At 58.6% G+C, this 20,146-nt stretch carries 18 protein-coding genes; 8 read left to right on the top strand and 10 right to left on the bottom strand.

Translation table 11 applies throughout. The features are described 5' to 3' along the window. The first annotated feature begins 11 nt into the window (after positions 1 to 11). Entirely contained in the window at positions 12 to 692 is a 681-nt protein-coding gene (gene yjjG, locus FA92_RS01275) for a pyrimidine 5'-nucleotidase (protein ID WP_033781783.1), read from the top strand. A gap of 327 nt (positions 693 to 1,019) precedes the next feature. Here yjjG and FA92_RS01280 read toward each other — a convergent pair whose 3' ends face one another. Beyond that, entirely contained in the window at positions 1,020 to 1,670 is a 651-nt protein-coding gene (locus FA92_RS01280) for a YtjB family periplasmic protein (RefSeq protein ID WP_033781785.1), read from the bottom strand. A 107-nt stretch (positions 1,671 to 1,777) separates the two neighbouring features. Between FA92_RS01280 and serB the strand changes: the two genes are divergently transcribed. From serB to nadR, 3 genes are all read left to right on the top strand, one after another. Beyond that, the gene (gene serB, locus FA92_RS01285; protein WP_033781787.1) at positions 1,778 to 2,755 is read left to right on the top strand and encodes a phosphoserine phosphatase; all 978 of its coding nucleotides are present in this window, start codon (positions 1,778 to 1,780) and stop codon (positions 2,753 to 2,755) included. 13 nt (positions 2,756 to 2,768) lie between these two features. Then, on the top strand, positions 2,769 to 4,151 hold the full coding sequence (radA, locus tag FA92_RS01290; RefSeq protein ID WP_003854897.1) for a DNA repair protein RadA: 1,383 nt from the start codon (positions 2,769 to 2,771) through the stop codon (positions 4,149 to 4,151). Positions 4,152 to 4,222: 71 nt separating this feature from the next. Further along, complete coding sequence (gene nadR, locus FA92_RS01295; RefSeq protein ID WP_033781789.1) at positions 4,223 to 5,464, top strand: multifunctional transcriptional regulator/nicotinamide-nucleotide adenylyltransferase/ribosylnicotinamide kinase NadR; 1,242 nt, start codon at positions 4,223 to 4,225, stop codon at positions 5,462 to 5,464. A gap of 45 nt (positions 5,465 to 5,509) precedes the next feature. Here nadR and FA92_RS01300 read toward each other — a convergent pair whose 3' ends face one another. Beyond that, positions 5,510 to 6,511, bottom strand: a complete 1,002-nt coding sequence (locus FA92_RS01300) for a zinc-binding alcohol dehydrogenase family protein (RefSeq protein WP_013356689.1) — start codon at positions 6,509 to 6,511, stop codon at positions 5,510 to 5,512. Between the two features lie 204 nt (positions 6,512 to 6,715). Between FA92_RS01300 and FA92_RS01305 the strand changes: the two genes are divergently transcribed. Beyond that, positions 6,716 to 7,612, top strand: coding sequence for a LysR family transcriptional regulator (locus FA92_RS01305; protein ID WP_013356690.1), 897 nt, complete (start codon positions 6,716 to 6,718; stop codon positions 7,610 to 7,612). Between the two features lie 45 nt (positions 7,613 to 7,657). Here the strand turns inward: FA92_RS01305 and ettA are convergent, their stop codons facing one another. Together ettA and deoR are read right to left on the bottom strand one after the other, a co-directional pair. Beyond that, positions 7,658 to 9,325 (bottom strand): energy-dependent translational throttle protein EttA, encoded by a 1,668-nt coding sequence (gene ettA / locus FA92_RS01310; protein ID WP_013356691.1) that lies wholly within the window; start codon positions 9,323 to 9,325, stop codon positions 7,658 to 7,660. Between the two features lie 180 nt (positions 9,326 to 9,505). Continuing rightward, positions 9,506 to 10,270: a DNA-binding transcriptional repressor DeoR gene (gene deoR, locus FA92_RS01315; protein ID WP_033784491.1), complete on the bottom strand. Its 765-nt coding sequence runs from the start codon at positions 10,268 to 10,270 to the stop codon at positions 9,506 to 9,508. A gap of 380 nt (positions 10,271 to 10,650) precedes the next feature. On the opposite strand from deoR, the gene rbsK reads away from it, so the two are divergent. From rbsK to FA92_RS01330, 3 genes are read left to right on the top strand one after another with little or no spacing between them, the layout of a single operon-like run. Beyond that, complete coding sequence (gene rbsK / locus FA92_RS01320) at positions 10,651 to 11,568, top strand: ribokinase (RefSeq protein WP_033781791.1); 918 nt, start codon at positions 10,651 to 10,653, stop codon at positions 11,566 to 11,568. Positions 11,569 to 11,577: 9 nt separating this feature from the next. Further along, positions 11,578 to 12,903 carry an L-fucose:H+ symporter permease gene (gene fucP / locus FA92_RS01325; protein WP_013356694.1) on the top strand — a complete coding sequence of 442 codons (1,326 nt, stop codon included), beginning with the start codon at positions 11,578 to 11,580 and terminating at the stop codon, positions 12,901 to 12,903. Then, positions 12,900 to 13,913, top strand: a complete 1,014-nt coding sequence (locus tag FA92_RS01330) for an aldose 1-epimerase family protein (RefSeq protein WP_033781793.1) — start codon at positions 12,900 to 12,902, stop codon at positions 13,911 to 13,913. Before fucP ends, FA92_RS01330 begins: the two co-directional genes overlap by 4 nt. Positions 13,914 to 13,920: 7 nt before the next feature. Here FA92_RS01330 and urtE read toward each other — a convergent pair whose 3' ends face one another. The 6 genes from urtE to FA92_RS01360 all read right to left on the bottom strand — a co-directional run bounded on the left by urtE (position 13,921) and on the right by FA92_RS01360 (position 20,145). Next, a complete protein-coding gene (gene urtE, locus FA92_RS01335) occupies positions 13,921 to 14,619 on the bottom strand; it encodes an urea ABC transporter ATP-binding subunit UrtE (protein WP_033731451.1) in 699 nt (232 codons plus the stop codon). Position 14,620: 1 nt separating this feature from the next. Next, positions 14,621 to 15,412: an urea ABC transporter ATP-binding protein UrtD gene (gene urtD, locus FA92_RS01340; RefSeq protein WP_033781795.1), complete on the bottom strand. Its 792-nt coding sequence runs from the start codon at positions 15,410 to 15,412 to the stop codon at positions 14,621 to 14,623. After that, positions 15,409 to 16,482 carry an urea ABC transporter permease subunit UrtC gene (gene urtC, locus FA92_RS01345; protein ID WP_033781797.1) on the bottom strand — a complete coding sequence of 358 codons (1,074 nt, stop codon included), beginning with the start codon at positions 16,480 to 16,482 and terminating at the stop codon, positions 15,409 to 15,411. The genes urtD and urtC overlap by 4 nt, the downstream gene beginning before the upstream one ends. After that, positions 16,482 to 18,047: an urea ABC transporter permease subunit UrtB gene (gene urtB / locus FA92_RS01350; protein WP_033781799.1), complete on the bottom strand. Its 1,566-nt coding sequence runs from the start codon at positions 18,045 to 18,047 to the stop codon at positions 16,482 to 16,484. The genes urtC and urtB overlap by 1 nt, the downstream gene beginning before the upstream one ends. 100 nt (positions 18,048 to 18,147) lie before the next feature. Continuing rightward, the gene (urtA, locus tag FA92_RS01355) at positions 18,148 to 19,416 is read right to left on the bottom strand and encodes an urea ABC transporter substrate-binding protein (protein ID WP_033784492.1); all 1,269 of its coding nucleotides are present in this window, start codon (positions 19,414 to 19,416) and stop codon (positions 18,148 to 18,150) included. A gap of 27 nt (positions 19,417 to 19,443) precedes the next feature. Further along, complete coding sequence (locus FA92_RS01360) at positions 19,444 to 20,145, bottom strand: GntR family transcriptional regulator (RefSeq protein ID WP_033781801.1); 702 nt, start codon at positions 20,143 to 20,145, stop codon at positions 19,444 to 19,446. Between the last annotated feature and the right edge of the window lies 1 nt (position 20,146).

Genomic DNA, 20,146 nt, shown 5'->3' on the forward strand with positions numbered 1-20,146 from the left:
AAGGAGTTTTAATGTTAGATAACTGGGATTGCATCCTGTTTGATGCCGACGATACCCTTTTTCATTTCGACGCCTATGCGGGTTTGCAGCGCCTGTTCGCGGGTTATGACGTGCAGTTCACTGACCAGGATTACAGCGATTATCAGGCGATCAACAAACCGCTCTGGGTCGATTATCAGAACGGCACCATCTCAGCGTTACAGCTGCAGACTCAGCGTTTTAACCACTGGAGTGAAAAGCTCAGCGTTGCGCCAGAGATCCTTAACAGCGGCTTTCTCACCGCAATGGGGGAGATCTGCACGCCGCTGCCGGGTGCGGTCAGTCTGATGAAGCAGCTGCATGGCCGGGTAAAGATGGGCATTATCACCAACGGCTTTACCGCGCTGCAGCAGACGCGTCTTGAGCGCACCGGTTTCCGTGATTACTTCTCGGCGCTGGTGATCTCTGAGCAGGTCGGCGTGCCAAAACCGGCGGCAGAGATCTTTGATTATGCGCTGGAGTTGATGGGCAATCCGGATCGTCAGCGGGTGCTGATGGTGGGTGATACGCCAGAATCAGACATTCTGGGCGGCATGAATGCTGGTGTGAAAACCTGCTGGCTCGATCATGGCACCCGGCCGTTGCCGGAACACATCAGACCAACCTGGCAGGTCAAATCGCTGGGTGAGCTGGAAACGTTGTTGATCGGCTGATTGAAGCTGCCTCGCAAATCCGCAACTTTCTCATAAAAAAGGCCCGCACAGCGGGCCTTTTCCATTTTTGACAAACTCAGTCCGGGCCAGCGGTAAGATCGAGTCTGCGAAGGAAACACGGTCAGATCGGAAAGTCGCTTAAACCATCCCTGGCCGCTCGGCCCGCGCCGTCCCTGGCGCGGGACGCTTTCCTCCTCTGCCCGTGTTCCCTGCGCATTCAGCTTATTCATTGCGGTCATACAAACCCGGATTTTGTTTTTTGAGCAGTATAAAAAAGGCCCGCTGTGCGGGCCTTTCTCGTTTTATCTTCAACGCAGCGCAGGCGCGCTACGGTTTCTTCTCGTCGTCATCATCCCGGTCCTCTTTCACCGGGGTGCTGGCGGTAAGCAGAAACGGCGACTGCTGCCAGCGGGTGCGGCGATGACGCAGCAGGGTACGGGAGAGGATAATGCCGATCGCCAGCGCCAGCAGCATCATCAGACGCAGAATATTGGTGGTGTTATCGACCTGATGTGAGTCGGTGACCAGCACGTGGGTATCCAGCGTTACGCGCAGAAAGCCCAGCGGGCCATCGTTTCCGGCCAGCGGCTGCACAATCTGGTGGTTGAAATAGCTGCCTGCGCGCTTGCCGTCGAGCGCCAGCCGGTCACGGACATTGATGTTTTCACCGCTGTGCGCCACCAGGCTGCCGTCGCCGTCATACACGGATGCATCCAGAATACGGCTGTTCGCCGTCATCTGATTAAGAATGGCTTCAATCTGATTCCGGTTATTTTCACTGTTGTCCATCAACGGTTTAAGGCTGAATGCCACCTGGCTGGTCAGCGTATGCGCCAGCTCCTCGACCTGCTCAGAACGCGCCGTCTGATGGCCGAGACTGAACCAGGAGGCGCCCTGCATCAGCACGACCAGCAGCGCCATCGAGATAAGAACGATCACGGTACGATGTAAGCGAAATTTCAGTGCGGTTTTAGCCATTAATCATCCGGGTCATATCACAACAGAAAGCCTGGAGATTATGTTGCCAGAAGCGGCGCAGACAAGGTAGCCTCTTGCGTGGTTTTGTTGTCCCTACAGGAGCTCTGATGCCAAATCGTTTAACCTGGTGCGATCTTCCCGCCGATGTCTCCCTCTGGCCGGGTTTGCCCCTTTCTCTTAGCGGTGATGAAGTGATGCCGCTGGATTATCGCGCTGGCCGCACCGGCTGGCTGCTGTATGGCCGCGGGCTGGATAAGCAACGGCTGACCGATTACCAGCACCAGCTGGGTGCGGCGATGGTGATCGTCAGCGCCTGGAACGTCGATGAGTATCAGGTGATTCGCCTGGCGGGATCGCTGACGCCATTTGCCAGCAAGCTGGCGCACGACGCCGGGCTGGACGTAGCGCCGCTGGGAAAAATCCCGCATCTCAAAACGCCGGGCTTGCTGGTCATGGATATGGACTCCACCGCGATTCAGATCGAATGCATCGACGAGATTGCTAAACTGGCGGGCTGCGGCGAGCAGGTCGCGGAAGTGACGGAGCGCGCAATGCGCGGCGAACTCGACTTCACCGCCAGCCTGCGTCAGCGCGTCGCCACGCTGCAGGGCGCGGACGCCAATATTCTCAAACAGGTGCGCGATGCGCTGCCGCTGATGCCAGGCTTAACGACGCTGACGCAGAAACTGCAGGCGCTGGGCTGGCAGATTGCCATCGCATCTGGCGGCTTTACCTACTACGCCGACTACCTGCGCGACAAACTGCATCTGTCCGCGGTGGTGGCCAATGAACTCGAAATTCGCGACGGCAAGCTGACCGGCAACGTGTTGGGTCCGGTTGTCGACGCACAATACAAAGCCGATACCCTGAAGAAGCTGGCGCAGCGTTTTGACATCGCGCCGGAACAGACGGTGGCAATCGGCGATGGAGCCAATGACCTGCTGATGATCAAAGCCTCAGCGCTGGGCATTGCGTTCCATGCTAAACCTAAGGTGAATGAGCAGACTGCGGTCACCATTCGCCATGCCGATTTAATGGGTGTGTTCTGCATCCTCACCGGCAGCCTGATCCACGAAGAGCGTTAACAGAGGTATTGATTTGGCCAAAGCGGCAAAACGCGCATTTGTCTGTAATGAATGCGGCGCAGATTACCCACGCTGGCAGGGGCAATGCAGCGCCTGCCACGCCTGGAACACCATCACCGAGGTGCGCATCGCCGCCTCGCCCGCCGCTGCGCGTAACGAGCGCCTGAGTGGTTATGCCGGCAGCGCGGGCACCAGCCGGGTGCAGAAGCTCTCTGAAATCAGCCTGGAGGCGTTACCGCGCTTCTCGACCAGCTTCAAAGAGTTTGACCGCGTGCTGGGCGGCGGCGTCGTACCGGGCAGCGCTATTCTGATTGGCGGCAGTCCGGGCGCGGGCAAATCCACGCTGCTGCTGCAGGTGATGTGCCGGTTGTCAGAAGGGATGAAAACCCTGTACGTCACCGGCGAAGAGTCACTGCAACAGGTAGCGATGCGCGCCCATCGTCTGGGATTACCTACCGAAAATGTGAATATGCTGTCGGAAACCAGCATTGAGCAGATCTGCCTGATCGCCGAGCAGGAGCAGCCGCAACTGATGGTGATCGACTCGATCCAGGTGATGCACATGGCGGAGATCCAGTCATCGCCTGGCAGCGTGGCTCAGGTGCGGGAAACCGCTGCTTACCTGACGCGCTTCGCCAAAACGCGCGGCGTGGCGATCATCATGGTCGGCCACGTCACCAAAGATGGCTCGCTGGCCGGGCCGAAGGTGCTGGAGCACTGCATCGACTGTTCGGTGCTGCTGGATGGCGATGCCGACTCCCGCTTTCGCACGCTGCGCAGCCATAAAAACCGCTTCGGCGCGGTGAATGAGCTGGGTGTGTTTGCCATGACCGAGCAGGGCATGCGTGAAGTCAGCAATCCATCCGCTATTTTCCTGTCGCGTGGCGAAGAGGTCACCTCGGGCAGTTCGGTCATGGTGCTGTGGGAGGGAACGCGTCCGCTGCTGGTGGAGATTCAGGCGCTGGTCGATCACTCAATGATGGGCAATCCGCGTCGCGTGGCGGTGGGTCTGGAGCAGAACCGTCTGGCGATTCTGCTGGCCGTTTTACACCGCCACGGCGGATTGCAGATGGCGGATCAGGATGTGTTCGTCAACGTGGTTGGTGGCGTTAAGGTCACCGAAACCAGTGCGGATCTGGCGCTGATGCTGTCGATGGTGTCGAGCCTGCGCGATCGTCCACTGCCGCAGGATCTGGTGATCTTCGGCGAAGTGGGACTGGCCGGTGAGATCCGTCCGGTGCCCAGCGGTCAGGAGCGCATCTCTGAAGCAGCGAAGCATGGCTTCAAACGCGCCATTGTACCGGCGGGGAATGCACCGAAAAAACCGATTGCCGGGATGCAGGTTTTCAGCGCGAAGAAGCTGGCCGATGCGCTGGCGATTCTGGACGATCTGTAACGCGCCTGCGGCCAGCCTGCGTCGCGGGCTGGCCGCTCCCACCTTAACCGCATTGATGCAGGAGGCACGACATGTCGTCGTTTGATTATCTGAAAACGGCCATTCGCCAGCAGGGCCATACGCTGCAACAGGTCGCTGATGCCAGCGGCATGACCAAAGGCTATCTGAGCCAGTTGCTCAATGCCAAAATCAAAAGTCCCAGCGCGCAAAAGCTGGAGGCGCTGCACCGCTTTCTGGGCCTGGAGTTTCCGCGCCGTGATAAAACGGTGGGCGTGGTATTTGGTAAGTTTTATCCGCTGCATACCGGCCATATCTATCTGATTCAGCGCGCCTGTAGCCAGGTGGATGAGCTGCATATCATTATGGGTTATGACGAGCCGCGCGATCGCGAGCTGTTTGAGAACAGCGCGATGTCACAGCAGCCGACGGTCAGCGATCGCCTGCGCTGGCTGCTGCAGACCTTTAAGTATCAGAAGAATATACGCATTCACGCCTTTGATGAGGAGGGGATCGAACCTTATCCGCACGGCTGGGACGTCTGGAGTCAAGGCGTCAGCGCGTTTCTCAGTGAGCACGGCATTGCGCCAGACTGCATCTACACCAGCGAAGCGCCCGATGCGGAGATGTACCAGCAGCACCTGGGCATTCAGACTGTGCTGGTCGATCCTAACCGATCCTTTATGAGCATCAGCGGCGCGCAGATTCGTCAGGATCCGTTCCGCTTCTGGGATTACATTCCCACGGAAGTGAAACCGTTCTTTGTGCGCACCGTGGCGATCCTTGGCGGAGAGTCGAGCGGTAAATCGACGCTGGTGAATAAACTCGCCAACATCTTCAATACCACCAGTGCCTGGGAATATGGCCGCGATTATGTCTTTTCCCATCTGGGCGGTGATGAAATGGCGCTGCAATATTCCGATTACGACAAGATCGCGCTGGGCCAGGCGCAGTACATCGATTTCGCCGTTAAATACGCCAACAAAGTGGCGTTTATCGACACCGACTTTGTCACCACGCAGGCGTTTTGTCTCAAGTATGAAGGGCGTGAGCATCCGTTTGTGCAGGCGCTGATCGATGAATATCGTTTTGATCTGGTGATCCTGCTGGAGAACAATGTGCCCTGGGTCGCGGATGGCCTGCGCAGCCTGGGCAGTTCAGTGGATCGACGGGAGTTTCAGTCGATGCTGGTCACGATGCTGCGGGAAAACAACATCGAATTCCTGCACGTGAAGGAAGATGATTATGACACTCGCTTCCTGCGCTGCATTGAACTGGTGAAAGCGATGCTGGGCGAGAAAAACGCCCAGCCGTGACGCATGCATTGGCCCGGTCTGCCGCGTGGCAGCCGGGTCAGGACATTAATAGACCATCACCACTTTGCCACGCATGTGGCCTTCCAGCACGCGCTGGTGGGCGGCGGTTAAGGTCTCAACGCTTAAACCGTGCAGCGTTTCGCTCAGCGTGGTTTGCAGCTTCCCTTCGTCCAGCAATGCTGATACCGCATCCAGAATCTCACCCTGACGCGCCATATCCGGCGTGTTAAACATGCTGCGGGTATACATCAGTTCGAAGTGCAGTGCCGCACTCTTCAGCTTCAGCTGATCCATCGACAGCGGATGTTCGTTTTCCACGATGGTGCAGATATGACCCTGCGGAGCGATCAGCTTCGCCATGGTTTCCCAGTGACCGTCGGTGTCATTCAGGCAGAAGATATAATCGACCTGCTTAATGCCCTGTTTCTCCAGCTCACCAATCATATCTTTGTAGTTGATCACCAGATCGGCACCGCGATCGCGGCACCACTGGGCGGAATCTTCACGCGAGGCGGTCGCAATGATCTTCACTTTGCTGCGCAGCTTCGCCAGCGGGATCGCCAGCGATCCGACACCGCCTGCGCCGCCGACGATCAACAGAGTCTGATCTTCTGATGCTGTTTCAAGATTCAGTCGTTCAAACAGGCCTTCCCAGGCGGTCAGGGCCGTCAGCGGGATCGCCGCCGACTGCGCCCAGTCCAGGCTCTCTGGCTTGTGACCGGTGATGCGTGAGTCAACCAGCTGCTCGGTGCTGTTACTGCCAGGACGGGTCAGGTCGCCGGCATAGAAGACTTCATCGCCAGGCTTAAAGTTGCTGACTGAGCTGCCCACTTCCAGCACGACGCCGCTGGCATCCCAGCCGAGGATGCGTGGCTGCTGTAAGCCGTTCTTCTTCGCCCCTTTGTGCACCTTGGTATCGACCGGGTTGACCGATGCGGCTTTGACTTCGACGCGCAGGTCATACTCACCTGGCGCTGGTGTTTCAGGGAAAATTTCAGTGAAGTGTTCAGGATTTTCCGGATTAACTGCGATAGCGCGAATAGACATAACGTTTTCCTGTTGAGTCAGGCCAGGAGCCTGGATTGTGTGGTTGCTATGCTGGCCCTGAAGAGTGCTCACTCTCGCAGGGGCTAAGCCACGCTGTCCGTGGCAGACTGCTGTAATGATTCAGAACAGGCTTTAAGTGTAGAACCTGGTTTTAGCGGTGATAAGATGGACAATCTTTCATAGAGTGTTCGTCTGAGGTGAACAATGGCGTTTCGTCAGTGGCAGGATATGGCTCTGTTTGCGCTGGTGGCGGAGTGTGGCAGCTTTACTGGCGCGGCGGAACGCGCGGGTCTGCCCAAATCGAGCGTCAGTCAGCGCATCAGCCAACTGGAGCAGCGGCTGGGGATCCGGTTACTGAACCGCACCACCCGCCAGCTCAATCTGACCTTTGCCGGTGAGCGTTATCTGCTGCACTGTCAGGAAATGATGCAGGCCAGTGAACGCGCCGATCAGGCGATTGCCAGCCTGCGGGAAAACCCCAGCGGGCGCCTGCGCATCACCAGCCCGGCAGGGATTGGCGCTACGCTGCTGGCGCGCTGTAATGCAGAGTTTTTACGTCTCTATCCGGATGTGACGCTGGATGTCTCGATCTCCGATGAGATGCGCGATCTGGTGCAGGAGGGCTTTGATGTGGCGCTGCGCACCGGTCAGCCGCAGGAATCTTCACTGATTGGCCGCCGGATAGGCAACTGCCCACGGCTGCTGGTGGCTTCTCAGCACTATCTTAACCAGCACCCGCCGCTGCTGCATCCACAGCAGCTGTCGGCTCACCGCTGTATTGCGCATCGCGCCTGGAATGAATGGGTTTTGCAGCGTGACGATGAGTTCTACCGCTGGCTGCTGCCGCCGGGTCATCTCACCGACAATTTACTCTATGCGCGTGAATCGGCGCTGGGCGATGCGGGCATTACGCTGCTGCCGCACTTTCTGACTGATGGCGCGATGGCGGATCCCCGGCTGGTGCCGGTGCTGCCGGACTGGGAAGTGGAGGGGAATGAGCTATGGCTGGTCTATCCGGGGCGAAAGCTGAACTCACCCGCGCTGGCGCGCTTTATTGAGTTCGCACTGCAGTCCCCGGTGTTCAGGGAGTTTTATCGCTGATACAGCGATAAAAAAGGGCGGCATCGCTGCCGCCCGTTTAGTCAATTACTTCGTCATACGTTTGTACTTGATGCGCTTCGGCTCCAGCGCGTCGGCGCCGAGGGTACGCTTCTTGTACTCTTCATATTCGGTAAAGTTACCTTCGAAGAATTCGATGTTGCCTTCATCCTGGTAATCCAGAATGTGCGTCGCGATACGGTCCAGGAACCAGCGGTCATGCGAGATCACCATCGCACAGCCCGGGAACTCCAGCAGGGCGTTTTCCAGCGCGCGCAGGGTTTCGATGTCCAGGTCGTTTGTTGGTTCATCGAGCAGCAGCATGTTGCCGCCAACCTGCAGCAGTTTCGCGAGGTGCAGACGACCACGCTCACCACCGGAGAGTTCGCCCACGCGTTTGCCCTGATCGACGCCTTTAAAGTTAAAGCGTCCGACATAGGCGCGGCTTGGCATCTCGGTGTTACCGATACGCATGATGTCCTGACCGCCGGAGACTTCTTCCCACACGGTTTTGGAATTGTCCATGCTGTCGCGGAACTGATCGACGGAGGCCAGCTTAACGGTCTCACCCAGTACGATGCTGCCGGAATCAGGCTGTTCCTGACCGGACATCATGCGGAACAGCGTTGATTTACCCGCGCCGTTCGGACCGATAATCCCGACAATCGCGCCTTTTGGCACGGAGAACGAGAGATCGTCAATCAGCACACGGTCGCCATAGGACTTACGCAGATTGCTGACTTCCAGCACTTTGTCACCCAGACGGGCACCTGGCGGAATGAACAGTTCGTTGGTTTCGTTACGCTTCTGGTAGTCGGTGTTGTTCAGCTCTTCAAAGCGTGCCAGACGGGCTTTGCCTTTCGACTGCTGGCCTTTAGGTCCTTTGCGAACCCACTCCAGCTCTTTCTCAATCGACTTACGACGAGCGGCTTCAGAAGAGGCTTCCTGCGCCAGACGCGCATCTTTCTGCTCCAGCCAGGAGGAGTAGTTACCTTCCCACGGGATACCCTCACCGCGGTCAAGTTCCAGAATCCAGCCTGCCACGTTATCCAGGAAGTAACGGTCATGCGTAATCGCCACGACGGTGCCTTCGAAGTCATGCAGGAAGCGCTCCAGCCAGGCGACAGATTCGGCGTCCAGGTGGTTCGTTGGTTCGTCCAGCAGCAGCATGTCTGGTTTTTCCAGCAGCAGGCGGCACAGGGCGACGCGGCGACGTTCACCACCGGAAAGGGTGGCGATTTTCGCGTCCCAGTCCGGCAGGCGCAGCGCATCGGCAGCACGTTCCAGCTGGGTATTCAGGTTGTGACCATCGTGTGCCTGGATGATCTCTTCCAGACGGCCCTGCTCAGCGGCCAGCTTGTCGAAATCTGCACCCTCTTCGGCATAGAGCGCATAGACTTCGTCGAGACGCTTCAGTGCGCCAACCACTTCTGACAGCGCTTCTTCAACCGACTCGCGCACGGTGTGTTCAAGGTTAAGCTGCGGCTCCTGCGGCAGGTAGCCAATCTTGATGCCTGGCTGCGGACGCGCTTCCCCTTCGATGTCTTTATCGATGCCGGCCATGATGCGCAGCAGGGTAGATTTACCCGCACCGTTCAGACCGAGTACGCCGATTTTTGCGCCAGGGAAGAAGCTGAGGGAGATGTTTTTCAGAATATGACGCTTCGGCGGAACCACTTTGCCGACGCGATGCATGCTATAGACGAATTGAGCCACGTTGGTTTGAGCCTCTGGGTCTGTTGGTCGTTGGAATGATGTCGAAGTTTAGCCTTTTTCACCGTCTAATCCCAGCCGGGGGGCGGCGAATAATGCCCTGTAGGACGTGATGCCGGGCAGCATGCGGGATAACTGACTGATTTCCGCGCTCAATCGCTGACGATAGTGCCGGGGCAGGCTTCAGGGCAGGCGCAGCGGTATCGCCTGCTGTACCAGCCAGTTTTGTAACGCCTGATCGGGCGCGCTATCACTCACCAGCAGATCAAAGCGCTGCAGCTCGGCGATGCGTGCAGGCAGCACTTTGCCATATTTACTGCTGTCCGCCACCAGCACCGACTTACGGGCGCGCAGCATGGCGTGATGCTTCATCATCAGTTCATTGGTGTTGTAGCAGGTCGCACCCTGATCTTTGTCGATGCCCGCGGCAGAGATAAAGGCCAGCGTCGGACAGAGATCGTCAAGGATGGTATGCACGCCAATTGGCGTAAACAGCGCATTGTCGGCATGAAATTCACCGCCGCTGAGAATCACATTGCAGGCCGGTTTCTCTTTCAGGGTCAGAAAGGTGTTCATGGCGCAGCAGATGGCGGTAAATGAAAGGGTGTCGGGAATGGCATCGACGATATAGGGCAGGGTGGTGCCGCAGTCAAAAAAGACCGTATCGTTCTCGTTGATCAGGCTGGCCGCCGCCTGCGCCAGCCGCTGCTTTCTGGCGGCATTCTGCCCATGCTGATCGCTGACAAAATAGTGGCCGGCATGACTTTTCGGATCGCTGACAATGTAACCGCCCAGCAGGACCACGCTGGAACCCGGCTCGGTTAAATCACGGCGAACCGTCATCTCTGAGACACCTAACAGCTGGGCCGCATCTTTCAGATGCAGTTTGTCGGTGCGTTTAAGCGCCTGCGTCAGCTTGTGAATGCGTTCGTCGCGCCGGGTTTCCATGGTCATCTCTCTGTTACCTATCCTGCAGTGCGGAGAAGGGACGTCATAATCGACGTCGATACGCTACAAACCTCACAGATTTGAATGAGTTGCGTCTCATCCGCCAGGCTGGCAGTCAATCTTACCCGCAATCTGTAAGGGCCGCAAACCTCCGCCGTGTGGTGATAACGGACCCTCCCTGCAGGCGATCACGCCTCTCAGTCGCCAGGTTCCATGATGTTACCTTGTTATAATAGTAACAATTTAAATCCCCGTTCATGCCGTTTCCCGGCATTATTCGCCGCTTCAGGATGTGGTTTTTGTCACATATTTAACCTTTTAGAAAGGTTATTGTTACTTTAATAACATTTTAAATGTGAAAAACATCGGGGAGGTTCGTCATGACAATTGCGGTCATCGGCTCAAACATGGTCGATCTGATTACCTACACCAACAGCCTGCCGAAAGCGGGCGAAACCCTTGAAGCGCCCGACTTTGCCATTGGCTGCGGCGGTAAAGGCGCTAACCAGGCGGTCGCGGCCGCGAAAATGGGCGGCAACGTGATGATGGTCAGCAAGGTCGGCGACGACCTCTTTGCTCCCAACACCGTAGCCAATTTACAGCAGCAAGGCGTGGACACGCGTTTTGTCACCACCGCACCGGGCACCTCCAGCGGCGTGGCACCGATTTTTGTCGATGATAAGTCGCAGAACCGCATTCTGATTATCAAAGGTGCTAACCAGCAGCTTAAACCAGCCGATATCGACGACGCGGCTGAGACACTGAAAGCCTGTGAGCTGATCATCCTGCAGCTGGAGATTCCGCTGGAGACGGTCTATTACGCCATCGATTTTGCCCGCCAGCATCAGATCCGGGTGATCCTCAATCCGGCGCCAGCCGTCGCCACGCTGGATATCCACTACGCCTGCAAATGCGACTTCTTCATGCCGAACGAAACCGAGCTGGAGATCCTCACCGGCCTGCCGGTCAGCACTGATGAAGAGGTGATCCTCGCCGGTCAGTCGCTGCTGAAGCGCGGCCTTAAAAATCTGATCATCACGCTGGGGAGTCGCGGTTCGGTCTGGATGAGCGGCGACGAGGTGCATCGTGTGGCCGCAACGCCGGTTCAGGCGGTCGATACCAGCGGCGCGGGCGATGCCTTTATCGGCTGCTTTGCGTATCTGCTGATGGAAACCGGCGATGTGGTCACCGCCATGACTCAGGCCTCGGCTTATGCCGGCTGCAGCGTCACCGGGCGCGGCACGCAGTGTGCTTATCCCGACGCCGAAGCTTTCCAGCGTTTTCTCAACCGTAACTGAGGTGCTGCTATGCAACAGAAAATTGTTCAGCAATCTGATGGCTATCTGAATAAAACGCCGCTGTTCCAGTTCATTCTGCTGTCATGCCTCTTTCCGCTCTGGGGTTGTGCGGCGAGTCTCAACGATATCCTGATCACCCAGTTTAAAAGCGTCTTTGCCCTGAGCGACTTTGCCAGTGCGCTGGTGCAGAGCGCCTTTTATGGCGGCTATTTTCTGATTGCGATCCCCGCCTCGCTGGTGATCCGCAAAACCAGTTACAAGATGGCAATCATGATCGGTCTGGCACTCTACATCGCTGGCTGTATCGCCTTCTATCCCGCTTCGCACATGGCGACCTACACCATGTTCCTGGCAGCGATCTTTGCCATCGCCATTGGCCTGAGTTTTCTGGAAACTGCGGCTAACACCTACAGCTCGATGATTGGTCATCGGGACCACGCCACGCTGCGCCTTAATGTCAGCCAGACCTTCTACCCGATTGGTGCGCTGATGGGGATCGTGCTGGGTAAATATCTGGTGTTCCAGGATGGCGACAGCCTGGAAAGTCAGATGGCGACGATGACGGCAGAGCAGGCGCATGCCTTCCGCCTGACGATGCTGGAACATACGCTGGAGCCCTACAAATATCTGGTCATGGTGCTGGTGGTCGTGATGCTGCTGTTTATGTTCACCCGCTATCCGCGCTGTAAACCAGAGAGTAATGAGAAATCCCGGCCGTCGCTGGGCGAAACCTTCCGCTATCTGGCGGCTAATCGTCACTTCAAACGGGGCATTGTGACCCAGTTCCTCTATGTCGGCATGCAGGTGGCGGTCTGGTCATTTACCATTCGTCTGGCGCTGACGCTGGGGGCGGCCAATGAACGTCACGCTTCGAACTTTATGATCTACAGCTTCGTCTGCTTCTTTATCGGCAAGTTCGTGGCGAACTTCCTGATGACCCGCTTCCGTGCCGAGAAAGTGCTGATCGCCTATTCGGTGCTGGGCGTGCTGACGCTGGCCTGGGTGATGCTAGTGCCGAACTTTACCGCCGTCTACGCCGCCGTGTTTGTCAGCGTGCTGTTTGGCCCCTGCTGGGCAACGATCTATGCCGGTACGCTGGCGACGGTCGATAATAAATATACCGAAGTGGCAGGCGCGTTTATCGTGATGGCGATTGTCGGCGCGGCTTTTGTTCCGGCGCTGCAGGGCCTGGTGTCTGACACGCTGGGGTCAATGCAGCTGGCGTTTGGCGTCTCGCTGCTCTGTTTTGCCTGGGTCGGATTCTACTTCTATGGCGAACTGCGCCATAAAAAACAGCCGGTTGCCGCTGGTCGTCTGGTGGAGGAGTTATCATGAAAACCCGTTTACCCTTAGCGCGTGAGCAGTTTCACGCCACGCCCTGGGTGCTATTAGAGAGCGATGACTTCCGGGTTGAGCTGTTTCGCTATCCGGCGGGCATTGAGGCGGTGCGCATTCATAACCGGCGCGGCAGCGTGACCGTGCTGCCGTTTCTCGGTCAGATGATCTGGGACGTGCAGTTCGACGATCATAACCTGACCATGGGCCACAGTTTTAAACAGCCGCTGCCCGCCAGTTCGATCATCGACACCTATGGCTGTTTTGCCTTTCATTCGGGGCTGCTGGCTAACGGCTGCCCGGCACCAGAGGACGATCATCCGCTGCACGGTGAAATGGCCTGCGCCCGCATGGACAGCGCCTGGCTGGTGCTGGACGATCAGACGCTGTCGCTGGAAGGAGAGTGTGAATATGTTAAAGGCTTCGGCCATCACTACCTTGCGGCCCCTGCCGTCCGCATTCAGGCCGATCGGCCGCGTATGACGATAGAGATGACGGTGACCAATCTCGCCGGTGCACCGATGCCGTTGCAGTATATGTGCCACCTCAATAGCGCGTGGGTCGATCAGGGACGCTTCCGGCAGTCGATCCCCGAAGAGGCATTCCAGCTGCGTCGCTCGATCCCCGCGCACCTTAAACCGACACCGGCCTGGCGCGAGTACACGGATCGCTTATCGCGCGATCCACAAGCGTTACAGCAGCTCGATCAGCCGCAGCTCTGCGATCCGGAGATCGTCTTCTTCGCGGACGATCTGCCGCAGTATGGCGATGAGGTGCAGTTTGAGCTGCACTCGCCGCAGGGCTTTGCGCTGATGACGCGCTTCTCTACCGCGCAGTTCCCGCACGCGACCCGCTGGCTGCTGCACAACCACGATCAGCAGGTGGCGGCCTACATTCTGCCTGCCACCTGTCGGCCAGAGGGCTTTCTTGCCGCGCAGCAGGCTGGCACGCTGATTACTCTGACCAGCGGTGAACAGCGGCACTTCTCAGTGGAGACCGGTTTACTGTGAGCCGGATTTAAATCGCCACCAGGCCGCGCACACCCTCAGCTTCCATGGTGTCGCCGCGGCCCCGCTGTACGATCTCCCCGCGCGACATCACCAGATAGCTGTCCGCCAGCTCCGCCGCGAAGTCATAGAACTGCTCCACCAGCAGGATCGCCATATCACCGCGCTGCGCCAGTTGGCGGATCACCGCGCCGATCTCTTTGATCACCGAAGGCTGGATCCCTTCGGTCGGCTCGTCGAGGATCAGCAGCTGTGGCCGACAGGCCAGCGCCCGGCCGATCGCCAGCTGCTGCTGCTGACCGCCCGAGAGATCGCCGCCGCGGCGTGACTTCATCGCCAGCAGCACCGGAAAAAGCTGGTAGATCTCCTCCGGCACTTCACGCGCCGCTGCTGCCGGAAAGCGCGACAGCCCCATCAGCAGGTTCTCTTCCACCGTCAGACGCGGAAAGATTTCCCGCCCCTGTGGCACATAGGCGATACCCGCCTGCACCCGCTGGTGCGGCTTGCGACCATTCATTCGCTGCTGCTGCCACTGAATCTCGCCTGACTTCGCCGGAATCAGCCCCATCAGGCACTTCAGCAGCGTGGTTTTCCCCACGCCATTGCGCCCCAGCAGACAGGTGATTTCGCCAATCTTTACCTCAAATGACAGGCCGCGCAGAATGTGACTGCCGCCATAATATTGATTCAGTTCAGTAACCTGTAACATCTCAGCGCCCCAGATAAACGTCGATAACCTGCTCATTAGCCTGAACCTCGCGCAGCGAACCCTCAGCCAGCACCTGTCCCTGATGCAGCACGGTGACATGGTCAGCAATGGTCTCGACAAAGCCCATGTCATGCTCCACCACCATCAGGGAATGTTTGCCCGCCAGGCTGCGGAACAGCTCGGCGGTGTAGTCCGTCTCCGCGTCGGTCATGCCCGCCGCCGGTTCATCCAGCAGCAGCAGATGCGGCTCCTGCACCAGCAGCATGCCGATCTCCAGAAACTGCTTCTGGCCGTGTGACAGCAGACCCGCGCGATGCTGGCGTTCGCCGCCAAGCCGCAGCAGTTTCAGTACCTCATCAATGCGATCGCGCTGTTCGCTGCTGAGGCGAGCGCGCAGGCTGGCCCAGACCGATTTATCGGCTTTGAGCGCGATCTCCAGATTCTCGAACACGGTTAACGCCTCAAACACCGTGGGCTTCTGGAACTTACGGCCAATGCCGGCACGGGCGATCTCTACCGGTGAAAGACGGGTCAGATCGCTGTCCTGGTCGTAGATCACCCGACCCGCGTCTGGCCGGGTTTTGCCGGTGATCACATCCATCAGCGTGGTTTTCCCCGCGCCGTTGGGGCCAATCACGCAGCGCAGCTCACCGACGCCAATCTGCAGGGAAAGATCGGTCAGCGCCCGGAAGCCGTCAAACGACACGCTGATCTTCTCCAGTTGCAGCACCGGATCGCGCTGCACCCGGTGGCGATCCGCCAGCTGGGGTTGGGTAAACAGGGCATCACTCATTTTTTCCTCCGGCGCAGCAGGCCAATCACGCCGTGCGGCAGAAACAGCGTGACCAGAATAAACATCAGACCCAGGAAAAAGAGCCAGTATTCGGGGAAGGCGACGGTGAAGAAGCTACGCGCACCGTTTACAATCGCCGCGCCCAGCAGCGGGCCAATCAGCGTGCCGCGTCCGCCCAGCGCCACCCAGATCGCCGCTTCTATCGAGTTAGCCGGTGACATCTCCCCCGGATTGATAATGCCGACCTGCGGCACATAGAGCGCCCCGGCCAGGCCGCACAGCACGGCGGAGAGCGTCCAGACAAACAGCTTGAAGCCGCGTGGATCGTAACCACAGAACATCAGGCGGTTTTCGGCGTCCCGCACTGCCGTCAGCACCCGGCCAAACTTGCTGCGCGCCAGGGCGAAGCCGATCACCAGACTTAGCAATAGCAGCAGCACGGTGGCGATAAACAGCCCGATGCGGGTGCCGGTCGCCGTCACCGAAAAGCCGAGCAGGGTGGTAAAGCCGGTAAAGCCGTTGTTGCCGCCAAAACCGGTTTCGTTGCGAAAGAACAGCAGCATTCCGGCGTAGGTCAGCGCCTGGGTCATGATGGAGAAGTAGACGCCTTTGATCTTCGAGCGAAAAGCGAAGAAGCCAAACACCAGCGCCAGCAGGCCCGGCACCAGCATGCTCAGACAGAGTGCCCAGGCAAAGTATTCGGTGCCGGTCCAGAACCAGGGCAGCTCACGCCAGGAGAGAAAGGACATAAAGGCGGGCAAGCCTTCACCGGCGGCCTGACGCATCAGGTACATGCCCATGGCATATCCGCCCAGAGCAAAGAACAGGCCGTGACCCAGCGACAGCAATCCGGCGTAGCCCCACACCAGATCCAGCGCCACCGCGACCACCGCGTAGCAGAGGATTTTGCCGACCAGCGTCAGGGTATAAGTGGAGATCGCCAGCGGATGCGTGGCGGGCAGCAGCGCCAGAAACGGCATCACCAGTAACGCCAGGGTGATCGCCAGACCGATGCTGATCGTCAGGCGCGGCGCCGTGCGCGCCACGCGGAGCGTGATGGGTTGCGTCATCAGTCAGTCACCCTTCCTTTAACCGCAAACAGGCCCTGCGGACGTTTCTGAATAAACAGCACGATAATCACCAGAATCAGGATCTTACCCAGCACCGCACCAATTTGCGGCTCCAGCACTTTGTTCAGAATCCCCAGGCTGAACGCGGCAACCACGGTGCCCGCCAGCTGGCCGACGCCACCCAGCACCACCACCAGGAACGAGTCGATGATGTAGCCCTGACCCAGCTCCGGTCCGACGTTACCGAGCTGCGACAGTGCCACGCCGCCCAGTCCGGCAATGCCCGAGCCGAGGCCAAACGCCAGCATATCGACGCGACCGGTCGGCACGCCACAGCACTCCGCCATGGCGCGGTTCTGCGTTACGGCGCGCACATTCATGCCAAGGCGGGTCCGGTTCAGCAGCAGCCAGGTGAGCGCCAGCACAAACACCACAAACAGGATTACCGCGATGCGATTCCACGGCAGCACCAGATTAGGCAGCAGCTGTAAGCCGCCGGAGAGCCATGACGGATTCGCTACCTCCAGGTTCTGCGCCCCGAACAGCACCCGCACCAGCTGGATCAGCATCAGGCTGATGCCCCAGGTGGCGAGCAGCGTCTCCAGCGGACGGCCATAGAGATGACGGATCACCGTGCGCTCCAGCGCCATGCCAATAGCGGCAGTGACCATAAAGGCGACCGGCAGCGCCAGCAGCGGATACCAGGCTAAATAGTGCGGTGCAAACTGCTGGAACAGGCTCTGAACCCACCAGGTGGCATACGCACCAAGCATCAGCATTTCACCGTGCGCCATGTTGATCACCCCCAGCAGGCCATAGGTAATCGCCAGGCCCAGCGCGGCCAGCAGCAGGATGGAGCCCAGCGACAGGCCGCTGAAGGCCTGCCCCAGCAGATCGCCCCACATCAGCCGCTTCTGAATCTGTTGCAGGCTCTCCGCTGCGGCTGCCCGCACCGTGGCGTCCGGCTCATTCGCGGGCTGGGTCAGGCGTTGCAGGCTGGCCTGGGTATTGGGATCGCTGGATTCACCCAGCAGTTTCACCGCCCGCAGGCGCACCATCGGTTCGCCGTCCGCCAGTTGCAGGTTCGCCAGTGCCAGCGCTAATGTGGCGTGAACGCGGCTATCTTTTTCGGCGGCCAGACGCTGTTCCAGCAGCGGCAGCTGGTCTGCAGAACCGTCATTCTGCAGCTGCTGTGCTGCGCGCAAACGCAGTGTGGCATCGCTGCTCACCAGCTGATGGGCAGCCAGCGCGTTGTTCACCAGCACGCGCAGGCGATTGTTCATAAAAAGCTTTTTAAGGTTGCCGGTGGGCTGCGATACAGCGTCCAGCGGCTGCAGCGTCGAACCCTGCTGGCTGAATGGCTGTTTGTTCTGGTCGATGACCACGGTTTCGGCTTTCAGCGCATCCAGCAGCGGCAGACGATGGCTGTCCGGCGCGGCGGCCCACTGTTGCAGCAGCGTGGCCTGCTGGCTGCGGCTGGCGGCGGCAAAGTCAGCCGCCGGTCCGGCACTGGCAAGCAGCGGCATCAGCAGCAGCAGGCTAAAAAAGCAGCGACATAGATTCATAAAAGGAGCCTCGTTTGGGAAGGTCAGCACGGCAGCCTGAAAAGTGGCTGCCGTGCTGCCGCGTCACTGCGGGTGACGCTTTCTCATCAGCAACGCGCGCTTACTGCGCGGTCTTCACCGGGTGATCGGGCTTCTTGTCGTTACCGGCAATGTACGGGCTCCACGGCTGCGCGCGCACCGGCTTATCGGTCTGCCACACCACGCTGAACTGGCCGTTCTCTTCCACTTCGCCAATCATGACCGGCTTATGCAGATGATGGTTGGTCTGATCCATAGTCAGGGTAAAGCCATCCGGCGCTTTGAAGGTCTGACCGGCCATTGCCGCCCGCACTTTATCCACGTCCGTCGTGCCCGCTTTTTCCACCGCCTGCGCCCACATATGAATGCCAACATAGGTCGCTTCCATCGGGTCGTTGGTGACGACGGTAGCCGCGTTCGGCAGGTTGTGTGCTTTGGCGTAAGCGCGGTAATCGGCGACGAATTTCGCGTTGGTCGGATTATCGATCGACTCGAAATAGTTCCAGGCCGCTAACTGACCTACCAGCGGTTTGGTGTCGATACCGCGCAGCTCCTCTTCGCCCACCGAGAAGGCGACCACCGGAATGTCAGTGGCTTTGATGCCCTGGTTAGCCAGCTCTTTGTAGAACGGCACGTTGGAGTCGCCGTTGATGGTCGAGACCACCGCCGTTTTACCGCCTGCCGCGAATTTTTTGATGTTGGAGACAATGGTCTGATAGTCGCTGTAACCAAACGGCGTATAAACCTCTTCGATATCTTTGTCCGCCACGCCTTTGCTGTGCAGGAAGGCGCGCAGGATCTTATTGGTGGTGCGCGGATAGACATAGTCGGTGCCCAGCAGGAAGAAGCGTTTCGCGCTGCCGCCATCTTCGCTCATCAGGTACTCCACCGCCGGAATCGCCTGCTGGTTAGGTGCCGCGCCGGTGTAGAACACGTTGGGTGACATCTCTTCCCCTTCATACTGCACCGGATAGAACAGCAGGCCGTTCAGTTCTTCAAACACCGGCAGCACCGATTTGCGTGATACCGAGGTCCAGCAGCCAAATACCACCGCCGCTTTATCCTGCGTCAGCAGCTGCCGCGCTTTCTCGGCAAACAGCGGCCAGTTAGAGGCGGGATCGACCACCACCGGCTCCAGCTTTTTCCCCAGCACGCCGCCTCTGGCGTTGATCTCATCAATGGTCATCAGCGCCACATCTTTCAGCGGCGTTTCTGAAATCGCCATGGTGCCGGAGAGCGAATGCATGATCCCCACTTTGATGGTGTCAGCCGCCTGCGCACTCCAGGCGAAACCCAGACTGACAACGGTAGCGGAGAGCGCGAAAGCCTTGATCAACGAACGTCTTTTCATCATTTAAACCCCTGAGTGGTTGTTATGTTATTCGGTGAGCTGGAGCCGGGCCTGCTGCAGGCGGTGCAGGGTGATCTTCCTGACCTCCGCCTTACTGACGGCGATATGATCGGTCAGGATGCGTTGCGCCTCGCCTGTCTGCTGCTGAAAAATGGCCTGTAAAATCTGTGCATGTTCCTGATAGGTGGCGCAGACGCGGTCATCGCGGGTAAAGTCGAGCCGGCGAATAATGCGGATCTTCTCCGTGAGTTCGGCGTGAATGCGCGCCATCTCCGGATTGCCCGCTGCCGCCACCAGCGTCATGTGAAACGCCTCGTCATGCTGCGACACTACCAGGCCCTCGGTGAGCGCCTCTGCCTCACACCAGAACTGGTTAAGTTCGCTTAACAGCGCGGCACACTGCGGCGCGGGCAGGGCGCATAGGCGTTTTACCGCCTCGCACTCCAGCACGGTGCGCAGGTCATACAGCGATTCGAACCAGGCAAAATCGAAGTTTTTGATCTGCCAGCCGCTGCGGAACCAGACTTCGACAAAGCCTTCGCGCTCCAGCCGGAACAACGCCTGGCGCACTGGCGTGCGGCTGACCGCCATCCGTCCGGCGATTTCGCTTTCGCTGAAGCGATCGCCCGGCATCAGGCGAAAGGCGAAAATATCGGCCTTCAGTGCCTGATAGACCCGTTCGGCCAGCGCTTCCGGACGCGCTTTAGGGGATTGAGGTTGGGTTGTCATT

This window comes from Pantoea sp. 9140 (assembly GCF_000745295.1).
Classification (GTDB): Bacteria; Pseudomonadota; Gammaproteobacteria; order Enterobacterales; family Enterobacteriaceae; genus Pantoea; species Pantoea vagans.

What these genes read in the sequence shown, in the direction of transcription:
- rbsK (WP_033781791.1), top strand. Translation starts at nt 10,651, where the DNA reads ATGACAATTGCGGTCATCGGCTCAAACATGGTCGATCTGATTACCTAC.
- FA92_RS01330 (WP_033781793.1), top strand. Translation starts at nt 12,900, where the DNA reads ATGAAAACCCGTTTACCCTTAGCGCGTGAGCAGTTTCACGCCACGCCC.
- FA92_RS01300 (WP_013356689.1), bottom strand. Translation starts at nt 6,511, where the DNA reads ATGTCTATTCGCGCTATCGCAGTTAATCCGGAAAATCCTGAACACTTC.
- urtE (WP_033731451.1), bottom strand. Translation starts at nt 14,619, where the DNA reads ATGTTACAGGTTACTGAACTGAATCAATATTATGGCGGCAGTCACATT.
- serB (WP_033781787.1), top strand. Translation starts at nt 1,778, where the DNA reads ATGCCAAATCGTTTAACCTGGTGCGATCTTCCCGCCGATGTCTCCCTC.
- FA92_RS01280 (WP_033781785.1), bottom strand. Translation starts at nt 1,670, where the DNA reads ATGGCTAAAACCGCACTGAAATTTCGCTTACATCGTACCGTGATCGTT.
- nadR (WP_033781789.1), top strand. Translation starts at nt 4,223, where the DNA reads ATGTCGTCGTTTGATTATCTGAAAACGGCCATTCGCCAGCAGGGCCAT.
- urtA (WP_033784492.1), bottom strand. Translation starts at nt 19,416, where the DNA reads ATGAAAAGACGTTCGTTGATCAAGGCTTTCGCGCTCTCCGCTACCGTT.
- urtC (WP_033781797.1), bottom strand. Translation starts at nt 16,482, where the DNA reads ATGACGCAACCCATCACGCTCCGCGTGGCGCGCACGGCGCCGCGCCTG.
- fucP (WP_013356694.1), top strand. Translation starts at nt 11,578, where the DNA reads ATGCAACAGAAAATTGTTCAGCAATCTGATGGCTATCTGAATAAAACG.
- urtD (WP_033781795.1), bottom strand. Translation starts at nt 15,412, where the DNA reads ATGAGTGATGCCCTGTTTACCCAACCCCAGCTGGCGGATCGCCACCGG.
- FA92_RS01360 (WP_033781801.1), bottom strand. Translation starts at nt 20,145, where the DNA reads ATGACAACCCAACCTCAATCCCCTAAAGCGCGTCCGGAAGCGCTGGCC.
- yjjG (WP_033781783.1), top strand. Translation starts at nt 12, where the DNA reads ATGTTAGATAACTGGGATTGCATCCTGTTTGATGCCGACGATACCCTT.
- FA92_RS01305 (WP_013356690.1), top strand. Translation starts at nt 6,716, where the DNA reads ATGGCGTTTCGTCAGTGGCAGGATATGGCTCTGTTTGCGCTGGTGGCG.
- urtB (WP_033781799.1), bottom strand. Translation starts at nt 18,047, where the DNA reads ATGAATCTATGTCGCTGCTTTTTTAGCCTGCTGCTGCTGATGCCGCTG.
- deoR (WP_033784491.1), bottom strand. Translation starts at nt 10,270, where the DNA reads ATGGAAACCCGGCGCGACGAACGCATTCACAAGCTGACGCAGGCGCTT.